Origin of the sequence: Streptomyces sp. NPDC020490, from assembly GCF_044335305.1 — a bacterium.
In the GTDB taxonomy this organism is placed as follows: Bacteria; Actinomycetota; Actinomycetes; order Streptomycetales; family Streptomycetaceae; genus Streptomyces.
Window position 1 is genome coordinate 273,244 of sequence record NZ_JBIRUY010000001.1, and the last position, 21,579, is coordinate 294,822.

General features: G+C 74.6%; 18 protein-coding genes and 1 pseudogene. 7 read left to right on the top strand and 12 right to left on the bottom strand.

Translation table 11 applies throughout. The features are described from left to right. Positions 1-96 precede the first annotated feature (96 nt). Positions 97-486, bottom strand: a complete 390-nt coding sequence (locus tag ACH4ZX_RS01180; protein ID WP_398265526.1) for a DUF5997 family protein — start codon at positions 484-486, stop codon at positions 97-99. 59 nt (positions 487-545) lie between these two features. Between ACH4ZX_RS01180 and ACH4ZX_RS01185 the strand changes: the two genes are divergently transcribed. After that, on the top strand, positions 546-1,319 hold the full coding sequence (locus tag ACH4ZX_RS01185; RefSeq protein WP_398265529.1) for a LysR family substrate-binding domain-containing protein: 774 nt from the start codon (positions 546-548) through the stop codon (positions 1,317-1,319). Positions 1,320-1,427: 108 nt separating this feature from the next. Here ACH4ZX_RS01185 and ACH4ZX_RS01190 read toward each other — a convergent pair. The 3 genes and pseudogenes from ACH4ZX_RS01190 to ACH4ZX_RS01200 all read right to left on the bottom strand — a co-directional run. Next, positions 1,428-1,565: pseudogene (locus tag ACH4ZX_RS01190) on the bottom strand (hypothetical protein); the annotation flags it as partial. Further along, positions 1,565-1,999: a biotin carboxylase N-terminal domain-containing protein gene (locus ACH4ZX_RS01195; protein WP_398265532.1), complete on the bottom strand. Its 435-nt coding sequence runs from the start codon at positions 1,997-1,999 to the stop codon at positions 1,565-1,567. The pseudogene ACH4ZX_RS01190 and the gene ACH4ZX_RS01195, both read right to left, overlap by 1 nt. Positions 2,000-2,095: 96 nt before the next feature. Beyond that, on the bottom strand, positions 2,096-2,791 hold the full coding sequence (locus ACH4ZX_RS01200; RefSeq protein ID WP_398265535.1) for an HAD family hydrolase: 696 nt from the start codon (positions 2,789-2,791) through the stop codon (positions 2,096-2,098). A gap of 93 nt (positions 2,792-2,884) precedes the next feature. Between ACH4ZX_RS01200 and ACH4ZX_RS01205 the strand changes: the two genes are divergently transcribed. Further along, positions 2,885-3,913: a lactonase family protein gene (locus ACH4ZX_RS01205; protein ID WP_398265538.1), complete on the top strand. Its 1,029-nt coding sequence runs from the start codon at positions 2,885-2,887 to the stop codon at positions 3,911-3,913. Positions 3,914-4,253: 340 nt separating this feature from the next. Here the strand turns inward: ACH4ZX_RS01205 and ACH4ZX_RS01210 are convergent, their stop codons facing one another. The 4 genes from ACH4ZX_RS01210 to ACH4ZX_RS01225 form a co-directional block, all read right to left on the bottom strand. Continuing rightward, positions 4,254-5,177, bottom strand: coding sequence for a sirohydrochlorin chelatase (locus ACH4ZX_RS01210; RefSeq protein ID WP_398265541.1), 924 nt, complete (start codon positions 5,175-5,177; stop codon positions 4,254-4,256). A 142-nt stretch (positions 5,178-5,319) separates the two neighbouring features. Further along, positions 5,320-6,303, bottom strand: a complete 984-nt coding sequence (locus ACH4ZX_RS01215) for an N-acetylglucosamine kinase (RefSeq protein ID WP_398265544.1) — start codon at positions 6,301-6,303, stop codon at positions 5,320-5,322. Continuing rightward, on the bottom strand, positions 6,300-6,977 hold the full coding sequence (locus tag ACH4ZX_RS01220) for a uracil-DNA glycosylase (protein WP_398265547.1): 678 nt from the start codon (positions 6,975-6,977) through the stop codon (positions 6,300-6,302). The genes ACH4ZX_RS01215 and ACH4ZX_RS01220 overlap by 4 nt, the downstream gene beginning before the upstream one ends. 73 nt (positions 6,978-7,050) lie before the next feature. Continuing rightward, positions 7,051-8,136 carry a WD40/YVTN/BNR-like repeat-containing protein gene (locus ACH4ZX_RS01225; RefSeq protein WP_398265550.1) on the bottom strand — a complete coding sequence of 362 codons (1,086 nt, stop codon included), beginning with the start codon at positions 8,134-8,136 and terminating at the stop codon, positions 7,051-7,053. A 271-nt stretch (positions 8,137-8,407) separates the two neighbouring features. On the opposite strand from ACH4ZX_RS01225, the gene ACH4ZX_RS01230 reads away from it, so the two are divergent. Further along, positions 8,408-8,992, top strand: coding sequence for a hypothetical protein (locus tag ACH4ZX_RS01230; RefSeq protein ID WP_398265553.1), 585 nt, complete (start codon positions 8,408-8,410; stop codon positions 8,990-8,992). A gap of 232 nt (positions 8,993-9,224) precedes the next feature. On the opposite strand, the gene ACH4ZX_RS01235 is transcribed toward ACH4ZX_RS01230, so the two are convergent. Continuing rightward, positions 9,225-10,892, bottom strand: a complete 1,668-nt coding sequence (locus tag ACH4ZX_RS01235; protein ID WP_398265556.1) for an acyl-CoA dehydrogenase family protein — start codon at positions 10,890-10,892, stop codon at positions 9,225-9,227. Between the two features lie 70 nt (positions 10,893-10,962). Between ACH4ZX_RS01235 and ACH4ZX_RS01240 the strand changes: the two genes are divergently transcribed. Beyond that, entirely contained in the window at positions 10,963-11,706 is a 744-nt protein-coding gene (locus tag ACH4ZX_RS01240) for a PaaX family transcriptional regulator C-terminal domain-containing protein (protein WP_398265559.1), read from the top strand. A gap of 112 nt (positions 11,707-11,818) precedes the next feature. On the opposite strand, the gene ACH4ZX_RS01245 is transcribed toward ACH4ZX_RS01240, so the two are convergent. Further along, positions 11,819-12,625: a pectate lyase gene (locus ACH4ZX_RS01245; RefSeq protein ID WP_398265562.1), complete on the bottom strand. Its 807-nt coding sequence runs from the start codon at positions 12,623-12,625 to the stop codon at positions 11,819-11,821. Between the two features lie 77 nt (positions 12,626-12,702). Next, positions 12,703-13,680: a polysaccharide lyase family 1 protein gene (locus ACH4ZX_RS01250; RefSeq protein WP_398265565.1), complete on the bottom strand. Its 978-nt coding sequence runs from the start codon at positions 13,678-13,680 to the stop codon at positions 12,703-12,705. Positions 13,681-14,107: 427 nt separating this feature from the next. Here ACH4ZX_RS01250 and ACH4ZX_RS01255 point away from each other — a divergent pair, with 427 nt between their 5' ends. Both ACH4ZX_RS01255 and ACH4ZX_RS01260 read left to right on the top strand, forming a co-directional pair. Continuing rightward, positions 14,108-14,872, top strand: a complete 765-nt coding sequence (locus ACH4ZX_RS01255) for a hypothetical protein (RefSeq protein WP_398265568.1) — start codon at positions 14,108-14,110, stop codon at positions 14,870-14,872. Positions 14,873-14,880: 8 nt separating this feature from the next. Continuing rightward, on the top strand, positions 14,881-19,185 hold the full coding sequence (locus tag ACH4ZX_RS01260; protein WP_398265571.1) for an HAD-IC family P-type ATPase: 4,305 nt from the start codon (positions 14,881-14,883) through the stop codon (positions 19,183-19,185). A 98-nt stretch (positions 19,186-19,283) separates the two neighbouring features. Here ACH4ZX_RS01260 and ACH4ZX_RS01265 read toward each other — a convergent pair whose 3' ends face one another. Further along, positions 19,284-20,723: a nucleobase:cation symporter-2 family protein gene (locus tag ACH4ZX_RS01265; protein ID WP_398265575.1), complete on the bottom strand. Its 1,440-nt coding sequence runs from the start codon at positions 20,721-20,723 to the stop codon at positions 19,284-19,286. 356 nt (positions 20,724-21,079) lie between these two features. On the opposite strand from ACH4ZX_RS01265, the gene ACH4ZX_RS01270 reads away from it, so the two are divergent. Then, a complete protein-coding gene (locus ACH4ZX_RS01270) occupies positions 21,080-21,550 on the top strand; it encodes a DUF6214 family protein (protein WP_398265578.1) in 471 nt (156 codons plus the stop codon). The last annotated feature ends 29 nt before the right edge of the window (positions 21,551-21,579 follow it).

The window sequence follows — 21,579 nt, forward strand, 5'->3', positions numbered from 1 at the left end:
CGGAATGTCCGATACGCTTTTGTGACCTTTCCGTTGACGGACCGTCAGGTGCACGGGAGGTGCCTCGACGGTGACGGAACGTGGTGGCGGGCGGTGTCAGGAACCGGCGGCGCGCTCGGCGTTCCGCTTCCTGATGCGGGCCGCCTCCTTGCGGACCTCGGCCTGGGTCGCCCGCTCCTTTTCCAGCCACTCCGGGCGTTCCCGCTTGAGTTCCTCGATCTGCTCGGTGGTGAGGGGCTCGGTGACGCCGCCGCGGGCCAGCCCGGCGATGGACACCCCCAGCTTCGCCGCGACCACCGGACGGGGGTGCGGGCCCTTGGCCCGCAGCTCGCGCAGCCACTCGGGCGGATCGGCCTGCAACTCGTCGAGGCGGGCGCGCGAGACGGGCCCCTCCCGGAACTCGGCAGGGGTGGCCTCGAGGTACACACCCAGCTTCTTCGCCGCGGTGGCGGGCTTCATGGTCTGGGCGGTCTGGTGCGACTTCATGACGCCCAGGGTATCGATCGGGTGCGGGACCTCCGACCACGGCCGGTAACCTGGCTGGCGTGACAGGCACCGAGGCATCCCCTGAGTTCCGGCTTGCGTACGTCCCGGGGGTGACGCCCGCCAAGTGGGTGCGGATCTGGAACGAGCGCCTGCCCGGCATCCCGCTCACCCTCGTCGCCGTGGCGGCCACCGAGGCGGCCGGTGTCCTGCGCGCCGGTGAGGCCGACGCGGGATTCGTCCGACTTCCGGTCGACCGGACGTACTTCAGCGCGATCCCGCTCTACGCCGAGACGACGGTGGTCGTGGTCCCCAAGGACCATGTGATCACGGCGGCCGACGAGGTCACCCTCGACGACCTCGCCGAGGAGGTGGTCTTCCACCCGCTCGACGACGTCCTCGGCTGGGAGCGGCCGCCGGGGGAGCCCGCGTTCGAGCGCCCGGCCACCACCGCCGACGCCGTCGAGCTGGTCGCCGCGGGCGTGGGCCTGCTCGTCGTCCCCCAGTCGCTGGCCCGCCTGCACCACCGCAGGGACCTCACCTACCGGCCGGTCGTCGACGCGCCCCGCTCGGAGGTCGCCCTGTCCTGGCCGGAGGAGGCCACCACGGACCTGGTCGAGGACTTCATCGGCATCGTCCGCGGCCGTACGGTCAACAGCTCCCGGGGCCGCAGGACCGCCGAGGAGTCCCCGAAGGACAAGCGCGCCGACAAGCCCGCGGCCCGCCGCAAGCCCGCGCCGGCGAAGGCCACGGGCAGGACGGCGGGCCGCAACCCGAGGACGGGCACAGGCGGCGCGAAGACCCCGAAGCGCGGAAAGCCCCGCCGCCGCTCGTGACCCCGCGCGAGGGGCCCCGGCCTGCGCACCGGCCGCCCCGCCCCGGGTGACGGCGCCCAGACCGTCGCCGACGACCTGCACCTCCATATGCCGGGTGCCATCCAGCAGCCGCTCCACGTACAGCTCCGCGCGCCCGAAACCCTGCCGGGCCTCCGAACGGCACCGCTCCCAGGCCTCGTCCAGTTCCTCGGGCCGCCGCACGACGCGCATGCCGCGACCGCCGCCCCCGCCGACCGCCTTGATCATCACGGGCCCGCCCGCCAGCAGCTCACGCGCCTCCTCGGGGCCCGTCGCACCCCCGCTGCCCGGCAGGCCGGCACGCCCGCCTCCACGGCGAGCGCCCGCGCCCGCACCTTGTCCCCGAAGACCTCCAGCACCTCGGGGGAGGGCCCGACGAAGGTGATCCCGGCCTCGGCGCGCCGCCGCGCGAAACCGGCGTCCTCGCTCAGGAACCCGTAGTCCGGGTGCAGATGGTCGCAGCCCGTCTCCCGCGCGGCGGTGAGCAGCGCGTCCGCGTCGAGGTAACCGCTCGTCCGCACCGCCTCGTCGGCCGAGAGCGTGTGCGCGTCGTCGCCGTCGGCGTAGACCGCGACGGTACGCAGCCCGGCCTCCGCCGCGGCCCTGAGGACGCGCACGGCGACCTCCCCGCGGTTGGCGACGAGCAAGGCGGCAGAACCCATGAGCGTCCTCCAGGACGCGGAGATCATCGACCGGCCCCGCCATGCTCAGTGACCCGGATGCCCACGTCAATGCGGTCCCGGAGCCCGAGTACCAGGTCACGGGGACAAAACGGACCGTGCCAGCCACTCGTACGCCCCCTGGGCCGTGAACTCCGACTGGCCGCCCCGCAGCAGCAGTCCCGCGGTGGCGAACTCGGGGGCGTCGGCCTGCTCGGCGAGGTAGGGCACCGCGATGCAGCGCATCCCGGCGGCGTGCGCGGCGGCGACACCGGGCGCCGCGTCCTCCACCACCACGCAGTCGGCCGGGGGCGTGCCGAGCCGTCGGGCCGCCTCCAGGAACACGTCCGGCGCGGGCTTGCCGCGGGCGACCTCGTCGGCCGACACGACGGTGCGCAGCCAGGCGTCCAGCCCGGTGCCGGCCAGCACCGCCTCGATCGCGCCGGGCGAGGACCCCGAGGCCACGGCCATCGGCACACCCTCGCCGGCCAGCAGCTTCACGAACGTGCGCATCTCCGGGTAGGCGGGCGTGCAGAGACGGGCCAGCTCCAGGTAACGGTCGTTCAGCTCGTCGAGCAGTTCGGCGCGGGGCGCGCGGATGCCGTAGCGCGTCCGCAGCAGCCCGAGCGTCTCCCACGTGCTGAGACCGACGTACCGCTCGTGGTCCGGCCAGGTGAAGCCGGGGACGCCGTGCGCGGCGAGCAGCCGGCGCGACGCCTCGTAGTAGTTCGGCTCGCTGTCCACCAGCGTTCCGTCGAGGTCGAAGATGACCGATACGCCGCCCAGGCCGCTCATGGGGCCAGGATGTCAGAACGTCTGGTCTAGACCTGGACCGGCCGGCTGCTACCGTCACCCCCGGACGGCACAGGACCGAGAGGGGACACAGCGGTGGCGGACGGCAGCACGCGGCGGGCGTTCATCGGGTCGTTCACGGCGGCCGGCGGTCCCGGGATCGTGACGGCGGCCGTGGCCCCGGACACCGGCGCGCTGACCTGCCTGAGCAGTACGGCCGGCCTGCCCGACCCCTCGTATCTGGCGGTGGCGCCCGGCGGGGAGGCGCTGTACGCCGTGAGCGAGACCACCCGCGGCGCGGTGGCCGCGTACCGGGTGAGGGGCGACCGGCTCGAACAGGCCGGGCCGCCGGTGCCCGTCGACGGGAGCGGGCCGACGCACCTCAGCCTCTTCGCCGGTCACGTCCTGACCGCCAACTACGGTTCCGGCAGCGTCACCGCCGTTCCCGTGCGCGCCGACGGCACCCTCGCGCCGGCCGCGTCCGGGGTGCTCCGGCACACCGGCTCGGGCCCGCACGTCCACCGTCAGCAGAGCCCGCACGCCCACCAGGTGCAGCCCGACCCGAGCGGGCGGTGGGCCGTCAGTGTCGACCTCGGCACGGACTCCGTCCGCGTGTGCGCCCTGCGCGACGGCCGCCTCGAAGTGCACCGGGAGATCGCCCTGCGCCCCGGCTCGGGACCGCGCCACCTGGCCTTCCACCCGGACGGCGAGCACGCCTACGTTGTCAACGAGCTCACGCCCACCGTCACCGCCTGCCGCTGGGACGCCGCCGCCGGCTCGCTCCAGCCGCTGACCGAGACGCAGGTGCTGCCCGCCGCGCCCGCCGGGGACGCCTACCCGTCGGGCATCGCCGTCTCTCCCGACGGCCGCTTCCTGTGGACCGCCACGCGCGGCGAGGACGTGCTGTCCGCGTTCGCCGTCGACGGGGAACGGCTGCGGCTGCTCGGGACGGTGCCCTGCGGCGGCCGCTGGCCGCGGGCGCTCACCGAGCACGCCGGATACCTGTACGCCGCCAACGAGCACTCCGGGCGGGTCGTCTGGTTCGCCGTCGACCCGGCCACCGGACTGCCACACCGCCGGGGCTCACTTGAGGTACCGGCCGCGTCCTGCGTCGTCTTCGGCTGAGCCGCCGGCGGGGCGTGGGACGTCCGTGGGGCGCCGGCCGTTCGTTGGGCGCGGGGCGTCCGTGGGGCGCCGGCCGTTCGTCGGGCGCGGGGCGTCCGTGGGGCGTCAGCCGACCGTCGGGCCCTGTTCGTCCGCCGAGCCTCGGCTGACCGTCAGGATCCGGTCGATCGCGGGGCTTCCGCCGTCCGCCGGGCTTCCGCCGTCCGCCGGGCCTCGGCCGTCCGTCGGAGGCTGCGGCCTGCCGCTGCCGCTTCCGTCCGGTGCGGGCCGCCGACGCCGAAGGGCCCGCTCCTGGCGCGGAGCAGGCCCTTTCGGTCTTTCCGGCCGTGGGGCGTGCGGGTCAGCGGACCGGCGCGCCCTGCGGCTGCTGCGGGGCGATGCCCAGCGCGGACGTGTACTTGGCGAGGGCCAGCTTGCCGATCGCCGGGTACGGGCCGAGCGCCTCGGCGGCGGAACAGCCCACCTCCTTGGCCGCCTCCTCGATCAGGCCCGCGTCGATCTCCGGCCCGATCAGGTACGGCGCGAGCGCCAGCTGCTGCGAGCCGGAGGACCGCAGCTGCTCGGCGACGTCGGCGATGGAGCCGTCCTGGTCCAGGGCCGCCGCCATCACCGGCACGGCCAGGCGCGCGGCGAGCAGCATGCCGGTGATCCCGGCCGCCTGCACGGCCTCGTCGCCGCCCACGGACGCCAGGATGATGCCGTCCGCCGCGGTCGCCACGGTGAACAGGCGAGCGCGGTCGGCGCGTGCCAGACCGGCCTCGGACAGGCGCACGTGCAGTCCTTCGGCCAGCAGCGGGTGCGGGCCCAGCACGTCGGTCAGGTCGGCCGCGACGCGGCTGTCCATCACGGCCTGGCGGATCCGGCGCAGCAGCGCGCTGTCCGGTCCGGCGAGCAGCGGCACGACGACGGCGACGGGGCCGTCGGGCTCCTTGACGTCCTCACCGGCGGCCTTGGCCTGCTCGTAACGGGCCGTGCGCTCCTCGCCGGCGTGCGCGAGCACGGCCTGGAGCGTCGGGAAGTCCGCGTCGTCCCCGTCCAGGTAGCCGATCCTGGCGTCCAGGCCGGGCAGTTCGGAGCGGGCGATGCTCACGACCTCCTCGGCGAGGCCGCGGGTGGCGGTGCCGGGCGCGCCCGGCACCGCGAGGACGAGCGCGGGCGCGCCCTCGGGAGCCGCCACGGGTTCGGGGCGACGGTGCCGCCCGGGCTGGCGGGGGCGCGGCATTCGTACTGGCAGGCCGGACGCGGGCCCAGTGGGGGAGCTCATGGCGCCGCATGTTACTGGCTTCCTGGGTTCCTCTGTTCGGGGAGGGTGCAGGTGAGCGGTATCCGTCCGGTTTTGTCTGATGACTTACGTGCGGATCACCGCTGATCCCCGTGCGAACCAGGCGGTTTGCGCACCACAAGGATCAGTCTCCCATTGCGGTCACTACGGACAACAGTGCCTCGTCGCTCGGCAGTGGGAGCGCGCCGGCCGCCAGGTCCGTCGCCATCCGCACGCAGCCCCGCAGCGGATCGCCGGCGGCGGGCACCTGGCGTGCGTGCGGCAGCAGCGTCGACAACTCCTCCCGCAGCGGTACGAGGAGAGCGTCTCCGATCTTGAACAGGCCGCCGGTGAGGGCGACTTGGGGCTCGCCGTCGGCCGGGCACACGGCGGCGGCCGAGTCCGCCATGTGCCGGGCCGCCGTGCGCAGCACGTCCGCGGCGACCGGGTCGCCGTCCGCGCAGGCAGCCACCTGGGGTGCGAAGGAGGCCAGGACGGCGGGGCGGTCCGGGCGCGGATAGAGCTTGCCCGGCAGTTCCGGCACGGGTCCGAACGACTCCTCGGCGCGGGCCAGCAGCCGGGCGGACCCGCCGGGCCGGCCGTCGTACGCGCGCAGCGCCGCCTCCAGTCCGGCCCGCCCGATCCAGGCGCCGCTGCCGCAGTCGCCCAGCAGATGCCCCCAGCCGTCCGCGCGCCGCCAGCGCGTCAGGTCGGTGCCGATGGCGATCAGCCCCGTGCCGGCGGCGATCACGGCACCGGGCCGGGGTCCGAGGGCGCCGACGTACGCGGTGACCGCGTCGGCGGCCAGTGCGACCGTCCGCACGCCGAACTCCCGCCCCAGCGCGGCGGGCAGCTCCGCGCGCAGCGCGGCGCCCAGGGTGGCGAACCCGGCGGCGCCGACGACTGCCGTGGCCGGGGCGGCGATCCCGGCCTCGGCGGTCAAGTCCCGCACCATGGGCACCAGTTGCTCCATCAGGTGCCCCGGTTCGATGCCCCGGGCGCCGGTGCGCACCGGCGCGCGCGACTCCCGCCGTCCGAGCTCCCCGCGGTCCACCGTCCCCACGACGACCCGCAGTCCCGAACCCCCGGAGTCGACGGCGAGGAAGCCGGCCGGACCGCGACCGCTCACGGCAGGCGCCAGTCCACCGGCTGTCCGCCCTGTCTGATCAGCAGATCGTTCGCCCGGCTGAAGGGCCGGGAGCCGAAGAAGCCGCGGTCGGCCGACATGGGGGAGGGATGGGCGGACTCCACCGACGGGAGACTTCCGAGCAGCGGACGCAGGTTGCGGGCGTCGCGGCCCCACAGGATCGACACCAGCGGCTTGCCGCGCGCCGCCAGGGCGCGTATCGCCTGCTCGGTGACCTCCTCCCAGCCCTTGCCGCGGTGCGCGCCCGGCTTGCGCGGGGCGGTGGTGAGCGCCCTGTTGAGCAACAGCACTCCCTGCCGCGTCCAGGGCGTCAGATCGCCGTTGGAGGGCTGGGGCACTCCCAGGTCCGTGGTCAGCTCGCGGTAGATGTTGAGGAGACTGCCGGGCAGCGGACGCACCTCCGGCGCCACGGAGAACGACAGCCCCACCGCGTGTCCCGGTGTCGGATAAGGGTCCTGTCCGACGATCAGGACCCGGACCTCGTCGAACGGCTGCTGGAAGGCCCGCAGGACGTTCGGTCCGGCCGGGAGATAGGTGCGTCCGGCGGCGATCTCCGCGCGCAGGAAGTCGCCCATCTCGGCGATCCGTCCGGCGACGGGTTCGAGGGCCTTCGCCCAGCCCGGTTCGACGATTTCGTGCAACGGTCGTGATGCCACGGGCGTCACCCTACTGCCGTACGGGCAGCGGTGATCAACCCTTGGCCGAGAGCGTGTGGTCCCCCCGTGCGGCTCATCCCACCACCGCGGCCCGCACGCACAGCACGTCCGGCAGGTGGGACGCCAACTGCCGCCAGCTGTCGCCGTCGTCGGCGGACGCGAACACCTCGCCGTTGCGGTTGCCGAAGTACACGCCCGCCGGGTCGGCGTCGTCGGTGCACATCGCGTCGCGCAGCACGGTGCCGTAGTGGTCCTCCTGCGGCAGGCCCGCCGACAGGGGCTCCCAGCTCCGGCCCGCGTCCGCGGTGCGGAAGACCCGGCACCGGTGGCCGGCGGGCACCCGGTCGGAGTCCGCGTTGATCGGGAACACGTACGCCGTGTCGCCGCGGCTCGGGTGGGCGGCGACCGCGAAACCGAAGGTGGACGGCAGGCCCTCGCCGATGTCCGTCCACTGCCCGCCCGCGTCGTCGCTTCGGTACACACCCCAGTGGTTCTGCAGATACAGGCGGTCCGGGGCCGTCGCGTCCCGGGCGACCTTGTGCACGCACTGGCCGAACTCCGGGTTCGGATCCGGCAGGAACACCGCCGACACCCCGGAGTTGGACGGAGACCAGCTCGCGCCGCCGTCGCTGGTGCGGAACACGCCGGCCGTCGAGACGGCGACCGTCACCGACCGCGGGTCGCGCGGGTCGGTGAGCACGGTGTGCAGGCCCTCGCCGCCCCCGCCGGGCACCCACTGCGACCGCGTGGGGTGCTCCCACAGCGGACGGACCAGTTCGAAGCTCTCCCCGCGGTCCTCCGAGCGGTACAGCGCGGCCGGTTCCGTGCCCGCGTACACCACGTCCGGCTCCGCGGCGGCCGGATGCAACTGCCAGACCCGCTCCAGCGATGCGCCGGTGTCCTGGGGGAACTTGACGGCCGGCCGGGACGGCTCGGTCCAGGTGCGGCCGAGGTCGTCGGAGCGGAACACCGACGGACCCCAGTGCGAGCTGTCGCCGCCGGCCAGCAGCCGCGGACGGTCGCCGCGCGTGTCGATGGCCACCGAGTACACGGCCTGCGCGTTGAAGTACGGGCTGTCGTCGAACGCCCAGGCGCCTCCCCGCCTGCGCGCGATGAACAGGCCTTTTCGTGTGCCCACAGCGAGCAGTACCTCGGTCATGCCGATCACCTCCGGGACGTCTTCGTCTCCATCGCGATCAGTCTGCACCCCGCCACTGACAGTCACCCCGCCGAACGGCGTCACCGCAGGTGGGGGCGGTGATTCCGGCGTGAAGCGACTGGCGGCGGGGCGCTTCGGTGACGGCGCTCGGGCGGGCGGCGGGCGTGTGCGGCCCGCGAGCCGGGGGACTCGGCCTGAGCATCCGGGGAACCTCGCCCGTATGGGAAGGCGGTCGGGGGAGGGTCGTGCGCTCATGAGGAGGGTGCCTTCGATGGCGTTGCGTGGTCCGAAGGTGTGGCTGTGGCGCTGGCGGCGCAACCCGCTCAGGCGCCGCGCCGACGCGGTGGAGGCCTGGGTGGTGCTCGGCACCTGGGTGCTCACCGTCCTGGCGGGGGTGCTGGCCGGTCTGACGGCGACCGGGTCCGTCGAGGACGGGCTGGCCCGGGAGCGCGCGGAGTGGCGTCCGGTCGTGGCACGGCTGGCGGAGAAGGCGCCCGGAGCGGCACCCGCGCACCCCGGCGCGGCGAACCCCGAGCAGGTGTGGGGGAAGGTGCGCTGGACGGCACCGGACGGCTCGGCGCACACGGGCCGGGTCCGGGTGCGGCCCGGCAGCGCCGCCGGCAGCACCGTCAGCGTGTGGACCGACGCGCAGGGCCGCCTGGTGGCCGAGCCCGCCACCGTCTCGCAGGCCAGGCTGCGGGCCTCGCTGATCGGCGCCCTCGTGGGGGTGAGCGCCGCCATGGCGCCCCTGGCCTGCGGCCGCGTCCTGCGGGGCCGCCTGGAACGCCGCCGGATGGACCAGTGGGACGCCGAGTGGGCGCGCTTCGGCCCCCTGTGGGGACGCAAGACGAGCTGACCGCGGCCCGCCGGCCGCACGCGGCGCGGTGCCGGTCGACGGCGCCCCGCGGGCCGGGTCGGCGGTGCCGCAGCACGTCCTGCGGCACCGCCGACCCGGAGGTCCGCCGACCCGGAGGTCCGCCGACCCGGAGGTCCGCCGACCCGGAGGCCCGGAGGCCCGGAGGTCCGCCGACCCGGAGGCCCGGAGGCCCGGAGGCCCGCCGGCCCGGAGGCTCAGAAGCAACAATGCGTCAGAAGCCCTGCGGCAGCGAGCGTTCCAGGATCGCGTTCAGGGCGGCCCCGTCGGGCAGCGTGCCGAAGGCGTGTCCCCAGTCGCCGCCCAGCCGGGTCGCGCAGAAGGCGTCGGCGACGGCGGGCGGGGCGTGCCGGACCAGAAGGGCGGCCTGCAGCGTCAGGGCCATCAGCTCCACCAGCCGGCGCGCGCCGGCCTCGGAGCCCGTGGCCAGCAGACCTTCGAGCCGGGCGACGGCGGCGTCCAGCCGGGCGTCCGCTCCCCGCGCCAGGGCCAGTTCGCCGAACAGGGCCTGGGCGGTGGCCGGTTCGCGCCGGAGCGCCCGCAGCACGTCGAGGGCGTTGACGTTGCCCGAACCCTCCCAGATCGACAGCAGCGGCGCCTCGCGGTAGTGACGGGGCATGCCCGACTCCTCCACGTAGCCGTTGCCGCCCAGGCACTCCAGGGCCTCCGCCGTGAAGGCCGGACCCCGCTTGGTGACCCAGTACTTGCCGACGGCCGTGGCGATCCTGCGGAACGCCGTCTCCTCCGCGTCCCCGCGCACCGCGCGGTCGGCCGCGCCGGCCAGTCGCAGCGCGAGCGTGGTGGCCGCCTCCGACTCCAGCGCCAGATCGGCCAGCACGTTGCGCATCAGCGGCTGGTCGATCAGCCGCGCCCCGAAAGCGCTGCGGTGACGCGCGTGGTGGCCGGCCTCGACCAGGGTCTTGCGCATCAGCGCGGCCGACATCATCACGCAGTCCAGGCGGGTGCAGTTGACCATCTCGATGATCGTCTTGACGCCGCGGCCCTCGGGCCCGACCAGCCAGGCGACGGTCCCGTCGAACTCGGGCTCGGAGGAGGCGTTGGACCGGTTGCCCAGCTTGTCCTTCAACCGCTGGATGCGGAAGGTGTTGCGGCTGCCGTCGGGCAGGATGCGCGGCACCAGGAAGCAGGACAGCCCCTGCGGGGCCTGCGCCAGCACCAGGAAGACGTCACACATCGGCGCCGACGTGAACCACTTGTGCCCGCGCAGCGTGTACACGCCCTCCTCGGCGGTCGGCGTCGCCGTGGTGGTGTTCGTACGGACGTCGGAGCCGCCCTGCTTCTCCGTCATCCCCATGCCAGCGAGCAGGCCCCGCTTCTCGGTCGGCACCTTCAGGCCGGGCTCGTACTCGCGGCCGGTCAGCAGGGGTTCGTAGACCTTCGCCAGGTCCGGCTGCGCCCGCAGCGCGGGCACGGCCGCGTACGTCATCGACGTCGGACAGCCGTGCCCGGCGTCGGTGTGTCCCCACACCAGGCCCCCGGCGGTCCGGGCGACATGGGCGCCGGGCCGGTCCTCGGCCCACGGCGTGCCCGCCAGGCCCTCGGCCACCGCGGCCCGCATCAGGTGGTGCCAGCTCGGATGGAAGTCGACCTCGTCGACGCGGTTGCCGTACCGGTCGTGCGTGCGCAGCACCGGCTCGTGGACGTTGGCCAGCTCGGCCCACTCCTGCACCTCGGCGCTGCCGGCGCGCAGCCCCAGCCGCCTGATGCCCTCCTCGGCCCAGCCCGCCCCCTCCCGGCGCAGTCCCTCCAGCAGGGCGGCGTCCTCGGCGGCGTCGTACGGGGTCAGGGGCGGCGGCTGGTTGGTGACGTCGTGGGTGGCGTACGGCGGCTGCGGCTGCGGTGGCGCGGGCATCGAGACCATGCCGCCATGTTGCACCTTTCCTGCGACTGTAGCAATGACGCAACAACACCGGCACGTACAGTACGTGCCCATGCGGATGAACGTGCCGGTGCCGCCCGGCGAGGTGGAACTGCGGCCGCTGTCCGCGCGCTCGGTCGTGCTCAGCCTGCTGCTGGGCGCGCACCCTCCTCAGCTCGCGGTCAAGGACCTCGTCCGCGCGGTGGAGCCGTTCGGGATCGGCGGTTCCACGCTCCGGGCCGCGCTCAGCCGGATGGCGGCGGCCGGCGACCTGCGCCGCACCGATGGCGTCTACCGGCTCAGTGAGCGTCTGCTGGAGCGGCGACGGCGCCAGGACGAGGCGGTGCGGCCGCGCACGCGCGCGTGGGACGGCGACTGGGAGACGGTGGTCGTCACCGCCACGGGCCGCGGCGCCGCCGAACGCGCCGGCCTGCGCGCCCACCTGGCCGAGCTGCGCCTGGCCGAGCTGCGGGAGGGGGTGTGGCTGCGACCCGCCAACCTGAGCCGGCCCGTGCCGGACGATCTGGAGCCGGTGGCCCAGCGCTTCACCGCCCGCCCCGAAGGGTCCGCGGCCGCACTCGCGGCCCGGCTGTGGCCACTCGACGCCTGGGCGGCCACCGCCCGCGCCCTGCTCGCGCACCTGGCCGGCGCGCACGACCCGGCCGACCGCTTCACCGCCTTCGCGGCGGTGGTACGCCATCTGCTCGCCGACCCCGTCCTGCCCGCCGAACTCCTCCCCGCGGAGTGGCCGGGCGCGGCCCTGCGCGCCGCCTACGCGGAGTACCGGCGCGAGATCGCCGGCTCGCTGGGACGGTGAGGCCCTCCGCGGGACCCGGTCACGCGGGGCGTGGGTGACGACAGGACGGCCGTACGAAGCGCCGTGCGGGGGCGCTTCGTACGGCCGGGATCACCGTGGGGGAGCGGTGGGGCTACTTGTAGGTGATGTCCGAGGACGAGTACTTGCAGTACGTGCCGTCGGCGTCGCTGCCGTTCTTGGTCGGCTCCGCGCCCGTGTTGTTGCCGATGTACTTCTGGCAGGGCACGATCTTCTTGCTGCTGTCCCCGACGATCGTGATCTTCTTCAGGGTCGCGCTGTCGCCGTAGTTGGTGTTGATTCCGACGAGCGCGCTGCCCTTGTAGGTCGCCTCGATGGTGTTGAGGTTGATGGTCCGCTTGTACTGCTTGGAGCAGTTGCCGCACGAGCGGACCAGCTTGCCGAAGTTCTGCACGGCGAAGTTGGAGACGTTGAGCGTCCCGGCGCCGTTGAACTGGAACACCTTGTCGCTGGCCTCCTTCGCGCCGCCGCCGGAGACGGTGTACACGTTGGAGGACGAGGAGCCCAGGAACGTCGCCGCGTCCTCACCGACGTCCTCCCACCACACGTTCTGCAGCGTGCAGCTGCCCTCGCAGTGGATGCCGTCGGCGGCGGGCGCGCCGATGATGACGTTCTTCAGGACGGTGCCGGGAGCCAGGTCCAGGATCGGGTCCTGGCTCTCGCTCTGGCCGCCGGTGCCGAGATCGCCGCTGCCGTAGAGGCGCTTCATCCCGTAGTCCTTGGTGCCGGAGACCGAGATGGTGGCGGTGACCGCCTGACTGCCGTTGGCGGCGGGCCAGGTGGCCGCGGCGGCCGGGGTCAGCGCCCCCTCTGTCATGATCATGACAGCAGAAAGGCCGACGGCGGTCAGTGCCCCGGTCAGGGCGCGCCGACGGGCGCGTACACGTGCTGGTGAAGCCATGTCCCGATGCCTTCTTCCAGTTGGGGGGTGGACAAGTGGGGGGTGGGGTGGAGCGGTGGGGGGTTGGTGGGCGCGGGTCAGATCTTCCCGGTGCCCGCGCCGGCCGTCACCGAGGCCACCACGCTCGAGGCGGGCTCGGCGGTGTAGCTGTAGGGCGGGCTGGTGAAGGTGCCGACCTGCGAGATCTCGGTGGCGGCTCCGCCGAGGTCGTTGCCGCGCAGGTTGGCGTACCCGTCCTGGTCGCTGTCCCGGTTCGTGGTGACCGCGACCTGCGTCGAGCGGAAGACGTTGTTCTCGACCAGCATCTGGGCGCCCATGTGCGAGTGGCAGGCGGTCGAGGCCCCGACGACGTAGTTGTCGTAGAAGTGCCCGGTGCCGAAGCGCAGGCTGGGGATGCGCGAGTTGACGTTGTTGAACCAGTTGTGGTGGTACGTCACGTGCAGATGCCCGGTGTCCTCGCTCGCGTTGCTGTCGCTGTGGCCGACGAGCGAGCCCTTGTAGTGGTCCTTGAAGGTGTTCCAGGACACGGTGACGTTGTCCGAGGCGTGCGTGATGTCGAGCAGGCCGTCGTAGTAGTCCTTGCCGTGGTCCAGGTCGGAGGACAGGGTGTTGTGGTCGATCCACACCTTGGTCGACTGCTGGACGGTGATGGCGTCGGTGCCGACCGCCTTGCTGATGTTCAGGTTGCGGACGACGACGTTGGTCGCCTTCTTCAGCCGCAGCCCGCCGCCGGTGAACCCGGACGACGAACCGACGCCCAGGACCGTGGTGTTGGACCCGACGTCGACCTGACCGCTCAGCGAGATCGTGCCGTTGACCTTCACGACCTTCGCCGTGCTGCCGCTCACGGCCGACTTGAAGGCGTCCAGTGTCGAGACGGTGACCGCGGTGGCGCTGCCGCCGCCGGTCGTCCCGGCGCCGTAACCGATCGGCGACGACTCGGCCGCGCCGGCCGACTGCGGCAGGGCGAGGACGGCCGCCGTCGCGAGGGCGGCCGCGGCGGCCGTCACCAGTGAGGCCCTTTGCGCGTGTGTACGTGGGGGGCGAGTACGCATGCGGGTGCGTCCTTTCAGGGGACTTGATCGACGTGTACGTGAACGATGTACGCCATGTTGAACGCCGCGCGCGAGCAGAGCGGCCATTCGGGCCCTGTAGGGCGCCTGTCGGTCACTCTGTTGAACGGACCGTAAGGGGTAAGCGCTTTCTGGTCAACGCTTCGCGCGGAACACATTCGGCCGACCCTGGTCGGGGCGGCAGCGGGGCGGGAGGTGCGGAGTCACCTCCGGGGCGGACGTGTGGGAGCGCTCCCCCGGTCCTGGGCGGTCCGGCGCTGCGAGTGCTCCCGCCGACGCCGTCCGGACGAGCGGCCGACGGCCGCGGCTTCACGGTCGCCAAGGGAATTCCGACCAGGGCGGATGGGGCCGCGCATCCCGGGAACTCGGCTGACCCACGATCCGGATCAGCTCGGGAGGCGACGACGTCATGGCAGGGGAGAAGTCGACGAGTGACCTGCCGGAGCCACTGCGCACCACCGTCTCGGCACTGCGCAGGGTGCCCGGCGTCGGGCTGCTGGAAAGGGCGGCCCAAGGAACGCTCGACAAGGTCGAGGCGATCACACCCCGGGGCCGGCGGCTGGCGGTGTACACCGGAGCCGGAGTCCTCGGCGTCGCGGGCGTGGTGGAGTGGCCCGTGGCGATCACCGGAGCGGCCGTGGCCTGGCTGACCCAGCCGCGCCCCGAGGAAGAACACGGCCCTGAGGAGGGGGCGGCCCAGACGTCCGAACCGTCCGAACCGGCCGCAACGGCCGTGCCGTCCGAGCCGTCCGAGCCGTCCACGACTTCCGAGGCGCCGGAGGCGGCCGAGGTCTCCGAGCCCTCAGAGGCAGAGGAGACCGGCAAGGCAGAGGAGACCGGCGAGGCAGAGGAGACCGGCGAGGCAGAGGAGACCGAAAAGGCGCCGGAGACCGCCGAGGCCGCCGAGGCCGCCGAGGCCGCGGAGACGCACGCGCCGACCCCCGCGGTGCTGGCGGCCCAGTCCTCCGGGCACCCCAAGGCGGCCCCGATGGCGTCCACGCCGTCCGACAAGCTGCCCACGCTGCCCGCCGAGACATCGGCCCCGAAGCCGTCCCAGACGCCGGCCGCGAAGGCCCGCGCCAAGCGGGCGGGCGGCACCAAGACCAAGACCAAGGTCAAGACGGCCGCCGCCGAGACCGCCCCGACCGCGCGGCGCGGCCGCGGCAAGGACTGAGGTCCGCCATGGCGTCCGGACTGCTGAGGGTGTCCTCGGCCGCGGCCGGCCTGGCGCTGGCGGGCCCCCGGCTGCTGGCGCGGGGCACCGCGCCGGCCGCCGGGGCGGTGGCAGCGGCAGCGGCCGGGACGGCCAGGGCGGGCGTGCGCGGCGCGGACGCCACCGTCAGGGTCACGCGGGTGGCCCGCAACGCCCTGCCGGGCGGCCATCGCCACTGGCGCTCCGGGCGGCGTGCCCACCTCGCGCTGCGGCCCGCCGAGCCGGACGTCGTACGGCGCGCGGGCGGGACGGCACAGGTGGCGCGGCGGGTGGCGAAGGCGCTGGCCGAACGGCCGGACGTCGCCTACGCCTACTGGGACGGCGGACTGGCCCGCCTGGTGGTGGCCGCGGGCGAGGACGCCGTGACCGACCGGGTCCTGGAGCGGGCCACCGACCTCGCGGAACAGCACGGCCTGGGCGCGGACGACGAGGCGGTGGAGGAGTTCCCGCACCCGGGCGACCCGGCCGGAGTCCGCACCGCCGCGGCCGCCCTGCTGGCCGACGCCGCCGGCATGAGCGCCGGGCTGGCCGGATACGCCCTGCGCCTGCCTGCCTCGCCCCGCCTGGTGACGGCACTGGTGACGCTGCTGCGCGAGAACCCGCGCTTCCGTCGCCTGCTGCGGGAACATTACGGCCGTTCCCGCATGGACCTGATGCTGGCCTTCGTGAACGCTGTCGTCCACGGAGCGGGCCAGACGTCCACCGCGCTGGCGCTGGACGGCGCCCTGCGCGCCTGCCAGCTGGGCGAGACCGTGGCGCGGGCCGCCGCGTTCGACGCGCTGCACGACCGGCTGTGCGTCCCCGAACGCCCCGGCGTGCCGGCGGGCGCCTGCCCACGCCCGCCGCTGCGCGGCTCCCCGGCCCAGGAGTACGCCACCCACGCGGGCACCGGCAGCCTGCTGGGCGCCGCGGCGACGCTGCTGGTCAAGCACGACGTGACGGAGACCGCCGAGGCGGTGCTCGCGGGTTCGCCCAAGGCCGCGCGCTACGGCCCCTCCGCCTTCAACGCCGTCCTGGGCGGCATGCTCGCCCGCGCGGGCATCCTCGTACGGGACACCGAGCGGCTGGGGCAGCTGGAGACGACCGAGTCGGTGCTGCTGCACCCCAGCGCCCTGCGCGGCCCGGGCGCGGGCGCCGACCCGTGGGTCGAGGCGGTCCTCGACGCGGCCCGCACCGCCGGGCTGCGCGTCGTGGTGGTGGACGACCCGGCGCTGGCGGACTTCACCACCCTCGCGGACCACCTGATACCGGCCGACCGTCCGCTGGGCGAGGCGGTGGACGTCCTGCGCCGGCGCGGCGGCGTGCTGACCGTCGCCCGGCCGGAGCCGGCGGAAGCCGCCGACGTGCTGGCGGGGCTGCTGGCCGGCGACGTGGCCGTCGCGCTCGCGGACGGGGACGCCCCGGTGGTGTGGGGCGCCGACGTGGTCGCCCCCGGCGGCCTGCCGGACGTGTGGCGGCTGCTGACCGCGGTGCCGGCCGCCCGCGCCGTCGGCCACAGGTCGCAGACCCTGGCCAAGTCCGGCGCGGCCCTGTCCGGGCTGCTGGTGGCCATCGGCGAGGCCCGCCGCGGTCGCCGTGGCCGCGTCATCCCCGGGCTGCGGCACATCCCCGTCGACGCGAGCGCCGCCGTGGCCCTGCTCAGCGGCGCCCGGGCCGCCCTCGGCGTGGCGGTGGCCCGCACCCCCCATCCCCGGCCCCGGGTGGCCTGGCACGCCCTGGCCCCGGGGGACGTGGAGAGCAGGCTGGCGGACACCCACGAGGAACCGCCGGGCACCTTCGAGAACGCGGCCTCCCGGGTGCGCCGCGCGGCCGCGGCCGCGGGCCGCGTCCCCGTGCTGGCGCCGGCGCGGTGGACGTTCCAGCTCGCCCGCGCGGTACGCAGCGAACTCCACGACCCGCTCACCCCCGTCCTCGCCGTCGGCTCGGCGGCCGAGGCGATCCTCGGCTCCGTCGCGGACGCCCTGCTGGTCGTCGGCGCACTCGACCTGAACGCCGTGGTCGGCGGCGTCCAGCGGCTGCGCGCCGAGCGCGCGCTGGCCGGACTGCTCGCGGAACACAAACAGAAGGCCCGCATCGCCCCGGAGGACGAGGAAAGGGCGACGCGCACCGTGGACGCCGCCAAGCTCCACCCCGGCGACGTGATCGCGCTGCAGGCGGACGACGTCGTGCCCGCCGACGCGCGGCTGCTGTGGGCGGACGCCCTGGAGGTCGACGAGTCGGCCCTCACCGGTGAGTCCCTGCCCGTCGACAAGCAGACCGAGCCGACCCCGCGCGCCGCGGTGGCCGACCGGCGGTGCATGGTCTTCGAGGGCACCACCGTCGTCGCCGGGCACGCCCGGGCCGTCGTGGTGGAGACCGGCGAGCGCACCGAGGCGGCCCGCGCCGTCCACCTCGCCGCCCGCACCCCGCCGGCGGCCGGGGTCCAGGCGCGCCTGCAGGAGATCACCCGCAAGGCACTGCCGCTGACCCTGGCCGGCGGAGCCGCGGTGACCGGGCTGTCGCTGCTGCGCGGCACGCCCATCCGCCGGGCCGTGAGCGGCGGTGTCGCGGTGGCCGTGGCCGCCGTCCCCGAGGGGCTGCCGCTGGTGGCCACCGTGGCGCAGCTGGCCGCCGCCCGCAGGCTCAGCCGGCGCGGCGTGCTGGTGCGGGCCCCGCGCACGCTGGAGGCGCTGGGCCGGATGGACACCTTCTGCTTCGACAAGACGGGCACCCTCACCGAGAACCAACTGCGCCTGGTCCGGGTGGCCGACGCCGACGGCACCGTCCGATCCCCGCGGGAGGCGGCCGACAACACGGTGCTGCGGACCGCGGCACGGGCCTGCCCCCGCCTCAACGGCGGCTCCGGCCGGCCCGTGCACGCCACCGACGAGGCGGTCCTGGACGCGGCCGGCGAGGACCCGGAGTGGACGCAGACCGAGGGCCTGGCGTTCGAGGCCGGCCGGGGCTACGCCGCCGCGGTGGGGTACGCCGCGGACGACGCGCGCCGGCTGGTGGTCAAGGGCGCCCCGGAGACGGTCCTGCCGCTGTGCGCGGACCTGGCCGGCACGGCCTCCGAGACCGCCCACGCGCTGGCCCGCGACGGGCTGCGCGTGCTGGCGGTCGCCGAACGCGTCCTCGACGGCGCCGAGAAGGACCCGGACGTGCTCGGACAGCCGCTGGAGCGGCTACGGTTCACCGGGCTGGTGGCGCTGGCCGACGTGCCGCGGGCCACGGCCACCGAACTCGTGCGCGGGCTGCGCGAGGCGGACGTGCGGCCGGTGATGCTGACCGGCGACCATCCGCAGACCGCGCGGGCCATCGCCGTCCATCTGGGCTGGCCGGAGGACATCGAGGTGGTCACCGGCGACGAACTGGCCGCCGCCGACCGGTCCGAGCGGGCCCGGATGCTGCGCGACACCGGCGTCGTGGCCCGGGTGGCGCCCGAGCAGAAGCTCCAGGTCGTGGAGGCCCTGCGGGACGGCGGCCGGGTGGTCGGCATGGTCGGCGACGGGGCGAACGACGCGGCCGCCATCCGCACCGCCGACATCGGCGTCGGCCTAAACACCCGTGGCTCCGCCGCCGCCCGCAACGCCGCCGACATCGTCCTGACCGAGGACGACCTCACGGTGCTCATCGAGGCCGTCCGTGAGGGGCGCGCCCTGTGGCACAGCGTCGCCGACGCGATCGCGATCCTGATCGGCGGCAACGCCGGCGAGGTCGGCTTCGGCATCCTCGGCACCGTCCTCGGCCGTTCCGCCCCGCTGTCCACCCGGCAGATGCTGCTGGTGAACCTGTTCACGGACCTGTTCCCGGCGATGGCCGTGGCGGTCACCCCGCGCGAGGACCACGAGGACCCCGAGCATCCGCTCGGCACCGCCATGCTCGGCACCCCGCTGATGGAACAGATCCGGCACCGCGCCCTGACGACCGGTCTCGGGGCCACGGCCGCCTGGCTGTTCGGCCGCTTCACGCCGGGCACCGCGCGGCGCTCCACGACGATGGCGCTGTGCGCGCTGGTGGGCACCCAGCTCGCCCAGACCCTCGCCGACCGCCGCGACAGTCCGCTGGTGCGCGTCACCTCCCTCGGCTCCGCCGCCGCCCTGGTCGCGCTGGTGCAGGTCCCGGGAGCGAGCCGGCTGTTCGGCTGCACGCCCCTGGGCCCGTTCGCCTGGGCCGGTGTGCTCGCGGCGATCGCGCTCGCCGTCACCGGCCAACGCGCCCTGCCGCGGCTGGAGGAGACGGTCCTGCGGCTGGCCGGACGCTCCGCCGCCACGGCGCCCGCCGCCGCCCGGTGACACCGGTGCCGGCCGCAGGCCGCAGGCCGTCGGACGTCCTCACGTCCGACGGCCGGCACCCCGGCTGCGGTCCTACGGTCCTGCGGTCCGAGCGGAGGTCAGGCCGTCCGTGGCGCCTCGGCCGTCCGCGGCGCCTCCGCCCCGACGATCTCCTCCGGCGACGTCCGGACCGGTTCCTCGCCGCCGCCGACCGGCAGGCCGACGGACTCGGGGAGGGCCGGACCGGCCTTCGCGGGGAGGTGGTTGAAGAGCAGGTTCAGGACGATCGCGGTGAGGCAGCCGGCGCTGATCCCGCTGTTCATGACCGTCTGGAACCAGTCCGGGAACTTCTCGTAGGCCGTCGGCACGCCGACCGGCAGGACGCCCATCGCCACCGAGACGGCCACCACCGTCAGGTTGCTGTTGCCCTTGAAGTCCACCTGGGACAGCGTCCGCAGGCCGCTCGCCGCCACCGTGCCGAACATCACCAGGCCCGCGCCGCCGAGCACCGGCGCCGGGATCGCCGCGACCACCGCGCCGAGCTTGGGCAGCAGGCCGAGCAGGACCAGGATGCCGCCCGCGGTGGCGACGACCCAGCGGCTGCGCACCCGGGTCATGCCGACGAGGCCCACGTTCTGGGCGTACGCCGTGTACGGGAAGGTGTTGAAGACGCCGCCGAGGACCGTGGACAGGCCGTCGGCGCGCAGCCCGTCGGACAGCGAACGCGGCTGCACCTTACGCCCCGTCAGCTCGCCGACCGCGATGAGGTCACCGGTCGTCTCGGTCATCGTCACCAGCGCCACCACCAGCATGGAGACGATCGCCGACGCCTCGAACGCGGGCGTGCCGAAGTGGAACGGCGTGCTGATGCCGACCCAGTCGGCGTCCGCGACCGCGCCGAAGTCCGTGAACCCGAAGGGCACGGCCACCACCAGACCCACCGCGATGCCGGTCAGCACCGCGATCCGGCTCAGGAACGCCGGCGCGAACCGCTGCACGCCCAGCACCACCAGCAGTACGAAGAGGGCCAGGGCGAGGTTCTTCGGCTCCCCGAAGTCCTTCGAGCCGACTCCGCCCGCGGTCCAGTTGCCCGCGACCGGCAGCAGCGAGATGCCGATGATCAGGATGACGGTGCCGGTGACCAGCGGCGGGAAGAAGCGCAACAGCCTGCCGAAGACCGGCGCCAGCAGCATGATCGCCAGCCCCGCGACGATCACGGAGCCGTAGATCGCGGGCAGTCCGCCGCCCGTCGTGCCGATGAGCACCATCGGCGACACCGCCGCGAACGTACAGCCCTGCATGATCGGCAGCCGCACGCCGAACCGCCAGAAGCCCACACACTGGATGAGCGTGGCGATGCCGCACACCAGCAGGTCGGCGGTGATCAGATACGCCAGGTCGGCGGGCGACAGCTTCATCGCGCTGCCCACGATCAGCGGAACCGCGACGGCGCCCGCGTACATCGCGAGCACGTGCTGCAGGCCGAAGGCGGCCAACTGCCGTGCGGGCGGGACTTCGTCGACGGGGTCGGCGGGATGGAGGGGAGCGGTCGTCGTCATGGGCACTCCAGAGCGGCGGCGGGGAGGGAATCCGGACAGCACGAGACCGTATGTGGCTTGAACAGTTTGTTGATTTCCGGCCTGTTGCCGGTCTGTGTCCCGGCCACCGGCCCGCCTCCGGCCCGCATCCGGCCCGCCACCGGCCCGCCCGCCGGCCCGCCTCCGGTCCGCCCGCCGGTCCATTCGCCGGTCCGCTCCGGCTCGCCCCCGGTCCGTCGGCGCTCCGCCGGGAGGGTGCCGTGCGGGGTGCGGCAGCGCGTGTTCGTTCGTGCGTTAAGTGATCATGCGGTTACGTTGCGTATGTGCTGAACGCATCATTTCTTGATCTCTCCGCTCGTCGCCCCACGGACGGCACGGTGTCCGTGCGGCCCGCCTGGAGGGTCCGGGAGAGCCAGGGACCGGTGACGACGGCCTGGTTCGACGTCCGGCTGGCGTTCGACGACGGCGCCCGGGTCGACGCCCTCGCCGTGGTCCGGGACGGAGGCGTGTGCATCGAGGACGTGAAGGCGCAGCCCGCGCTGTCCCTGGACGACCTCGCGGTGCTCGCCGACTGGCTGGAGGAGCCGCTGGCCGAGTCGTGCGGCGCGGACGGCGAGCCGCTCTGCGCCCCGGGCGAACCCTCCGGAGCACACCGGGCCGGCCCGGCGCCGCGCGGGATCGAGGAGCGGTGGCTGGTGGCACGGGAGTACCGGGCGGCCCAGGAACGGGGCGCCGATCCGGTCCTGGCGGTGATGTGCGCGACCGGCCACAGCCGCCGCACCTCGCTCCGGCTGATCGGCCGGGCCCGCGACGCGGGCCTGCTGACGCCGCGCCACATGCGAAACTGAAGCGTCGGCCCAGTCCCACTGTCCGGGCG

Coding starts and splice junctions, on each gene's coding strand:
- ACH4ZX_RS01180 (WP_398265526.1), bottom strand. CDS start 486: ATGAAGTCGCACCAGACCGCCCAGACCATGAAGCCCGCCACCGCGGCG.
- ACH4ZX_RS01195 (WP_398265532.1), bottom strand. CDS start 1,999: ATGGGTTCTGCCGCCTTGCTCGTCGCCAACCGCGGGGAGGTCGCCGTG.
- ACH4ZX_RS01200 (WP_398265535.1), bottom strand. CDS start 2,791: ATGAGCGGCCTGGGCGGCGTATCGGTCATCTTCGACCTCGACGGAACG.
- ACH4ZX_RS01210 (WP_398265541.1), bottom strand. CDS start 5,177: ATGAGCTCCCCCACTGGGCCCGCGTCCGGCCTGCCAGTACGAATGCCG.
- ACH4ZX_RS01225 (WP_398265550.1), bottom strand. CDS start 8,136: ATGACCGAGGTACTGCTCGCTGTGGGCACACGAAAAGGCCTGTTCATC.
- ACH4ZX_RS01230 (WP_398265553.1), top strand. CDS start 8,408: ATGGCGTTGCGTGGTCCGAAGGTGTGGCTGTGGCGCTGGCGGCGCAAC.
- ACH4ZX_RS01235 (WP_398265556.1), bottom strand. CDS start 10,892: ATGGTCTCGATGCCCGCGCCACCGCAGCCGCAGCCGCCGTACGCCACC.
- ACH4ZX_RS01240 (WP_398265559.1), top strand. CDS start 10,963: ATGCGGATGAACGTGCCGGTGCCGCCCGGCGAGGTGGAACTGCGGCCG.
- ACH4ZX_RS01245 (WP_398265562.1), bottom strand. CDS start 12,625: ATGGCTTCACCAGCACGTGTACGCGCCCGTCGGCGCGCCCTGACCGGG.
- ACH4ZX_RS01250 (WP_398265565.1), bottom strand. CDS start 13,680: ATGCGTACTCGCCCCCCACGTACACACGCGCAAAGGGCCTCACTGGTG.
- ACH4ZX_RS01255 (WP_398265568.1), top strand. CDS start 14,108: ATGGCAGGGGAGAAGTCGACGAGTGACCTGCCGGAGCCACTGCGCACC.
- ACH4ZX_RS01260 (WP_398265571.1), top strand. CDS start 14,881: ATGGCGTCCGGACTGCTGAGGGTGTCCTCGGCCGCGGCCGGCCTGGCG.
- ACH4ZX_RS01265 (WP_398265575.1), bottom strand. CDS start 20,723: ATGACGACGACCGCTCCCCTCCATCCCGCCGACCCCGTCGACGAAGTC.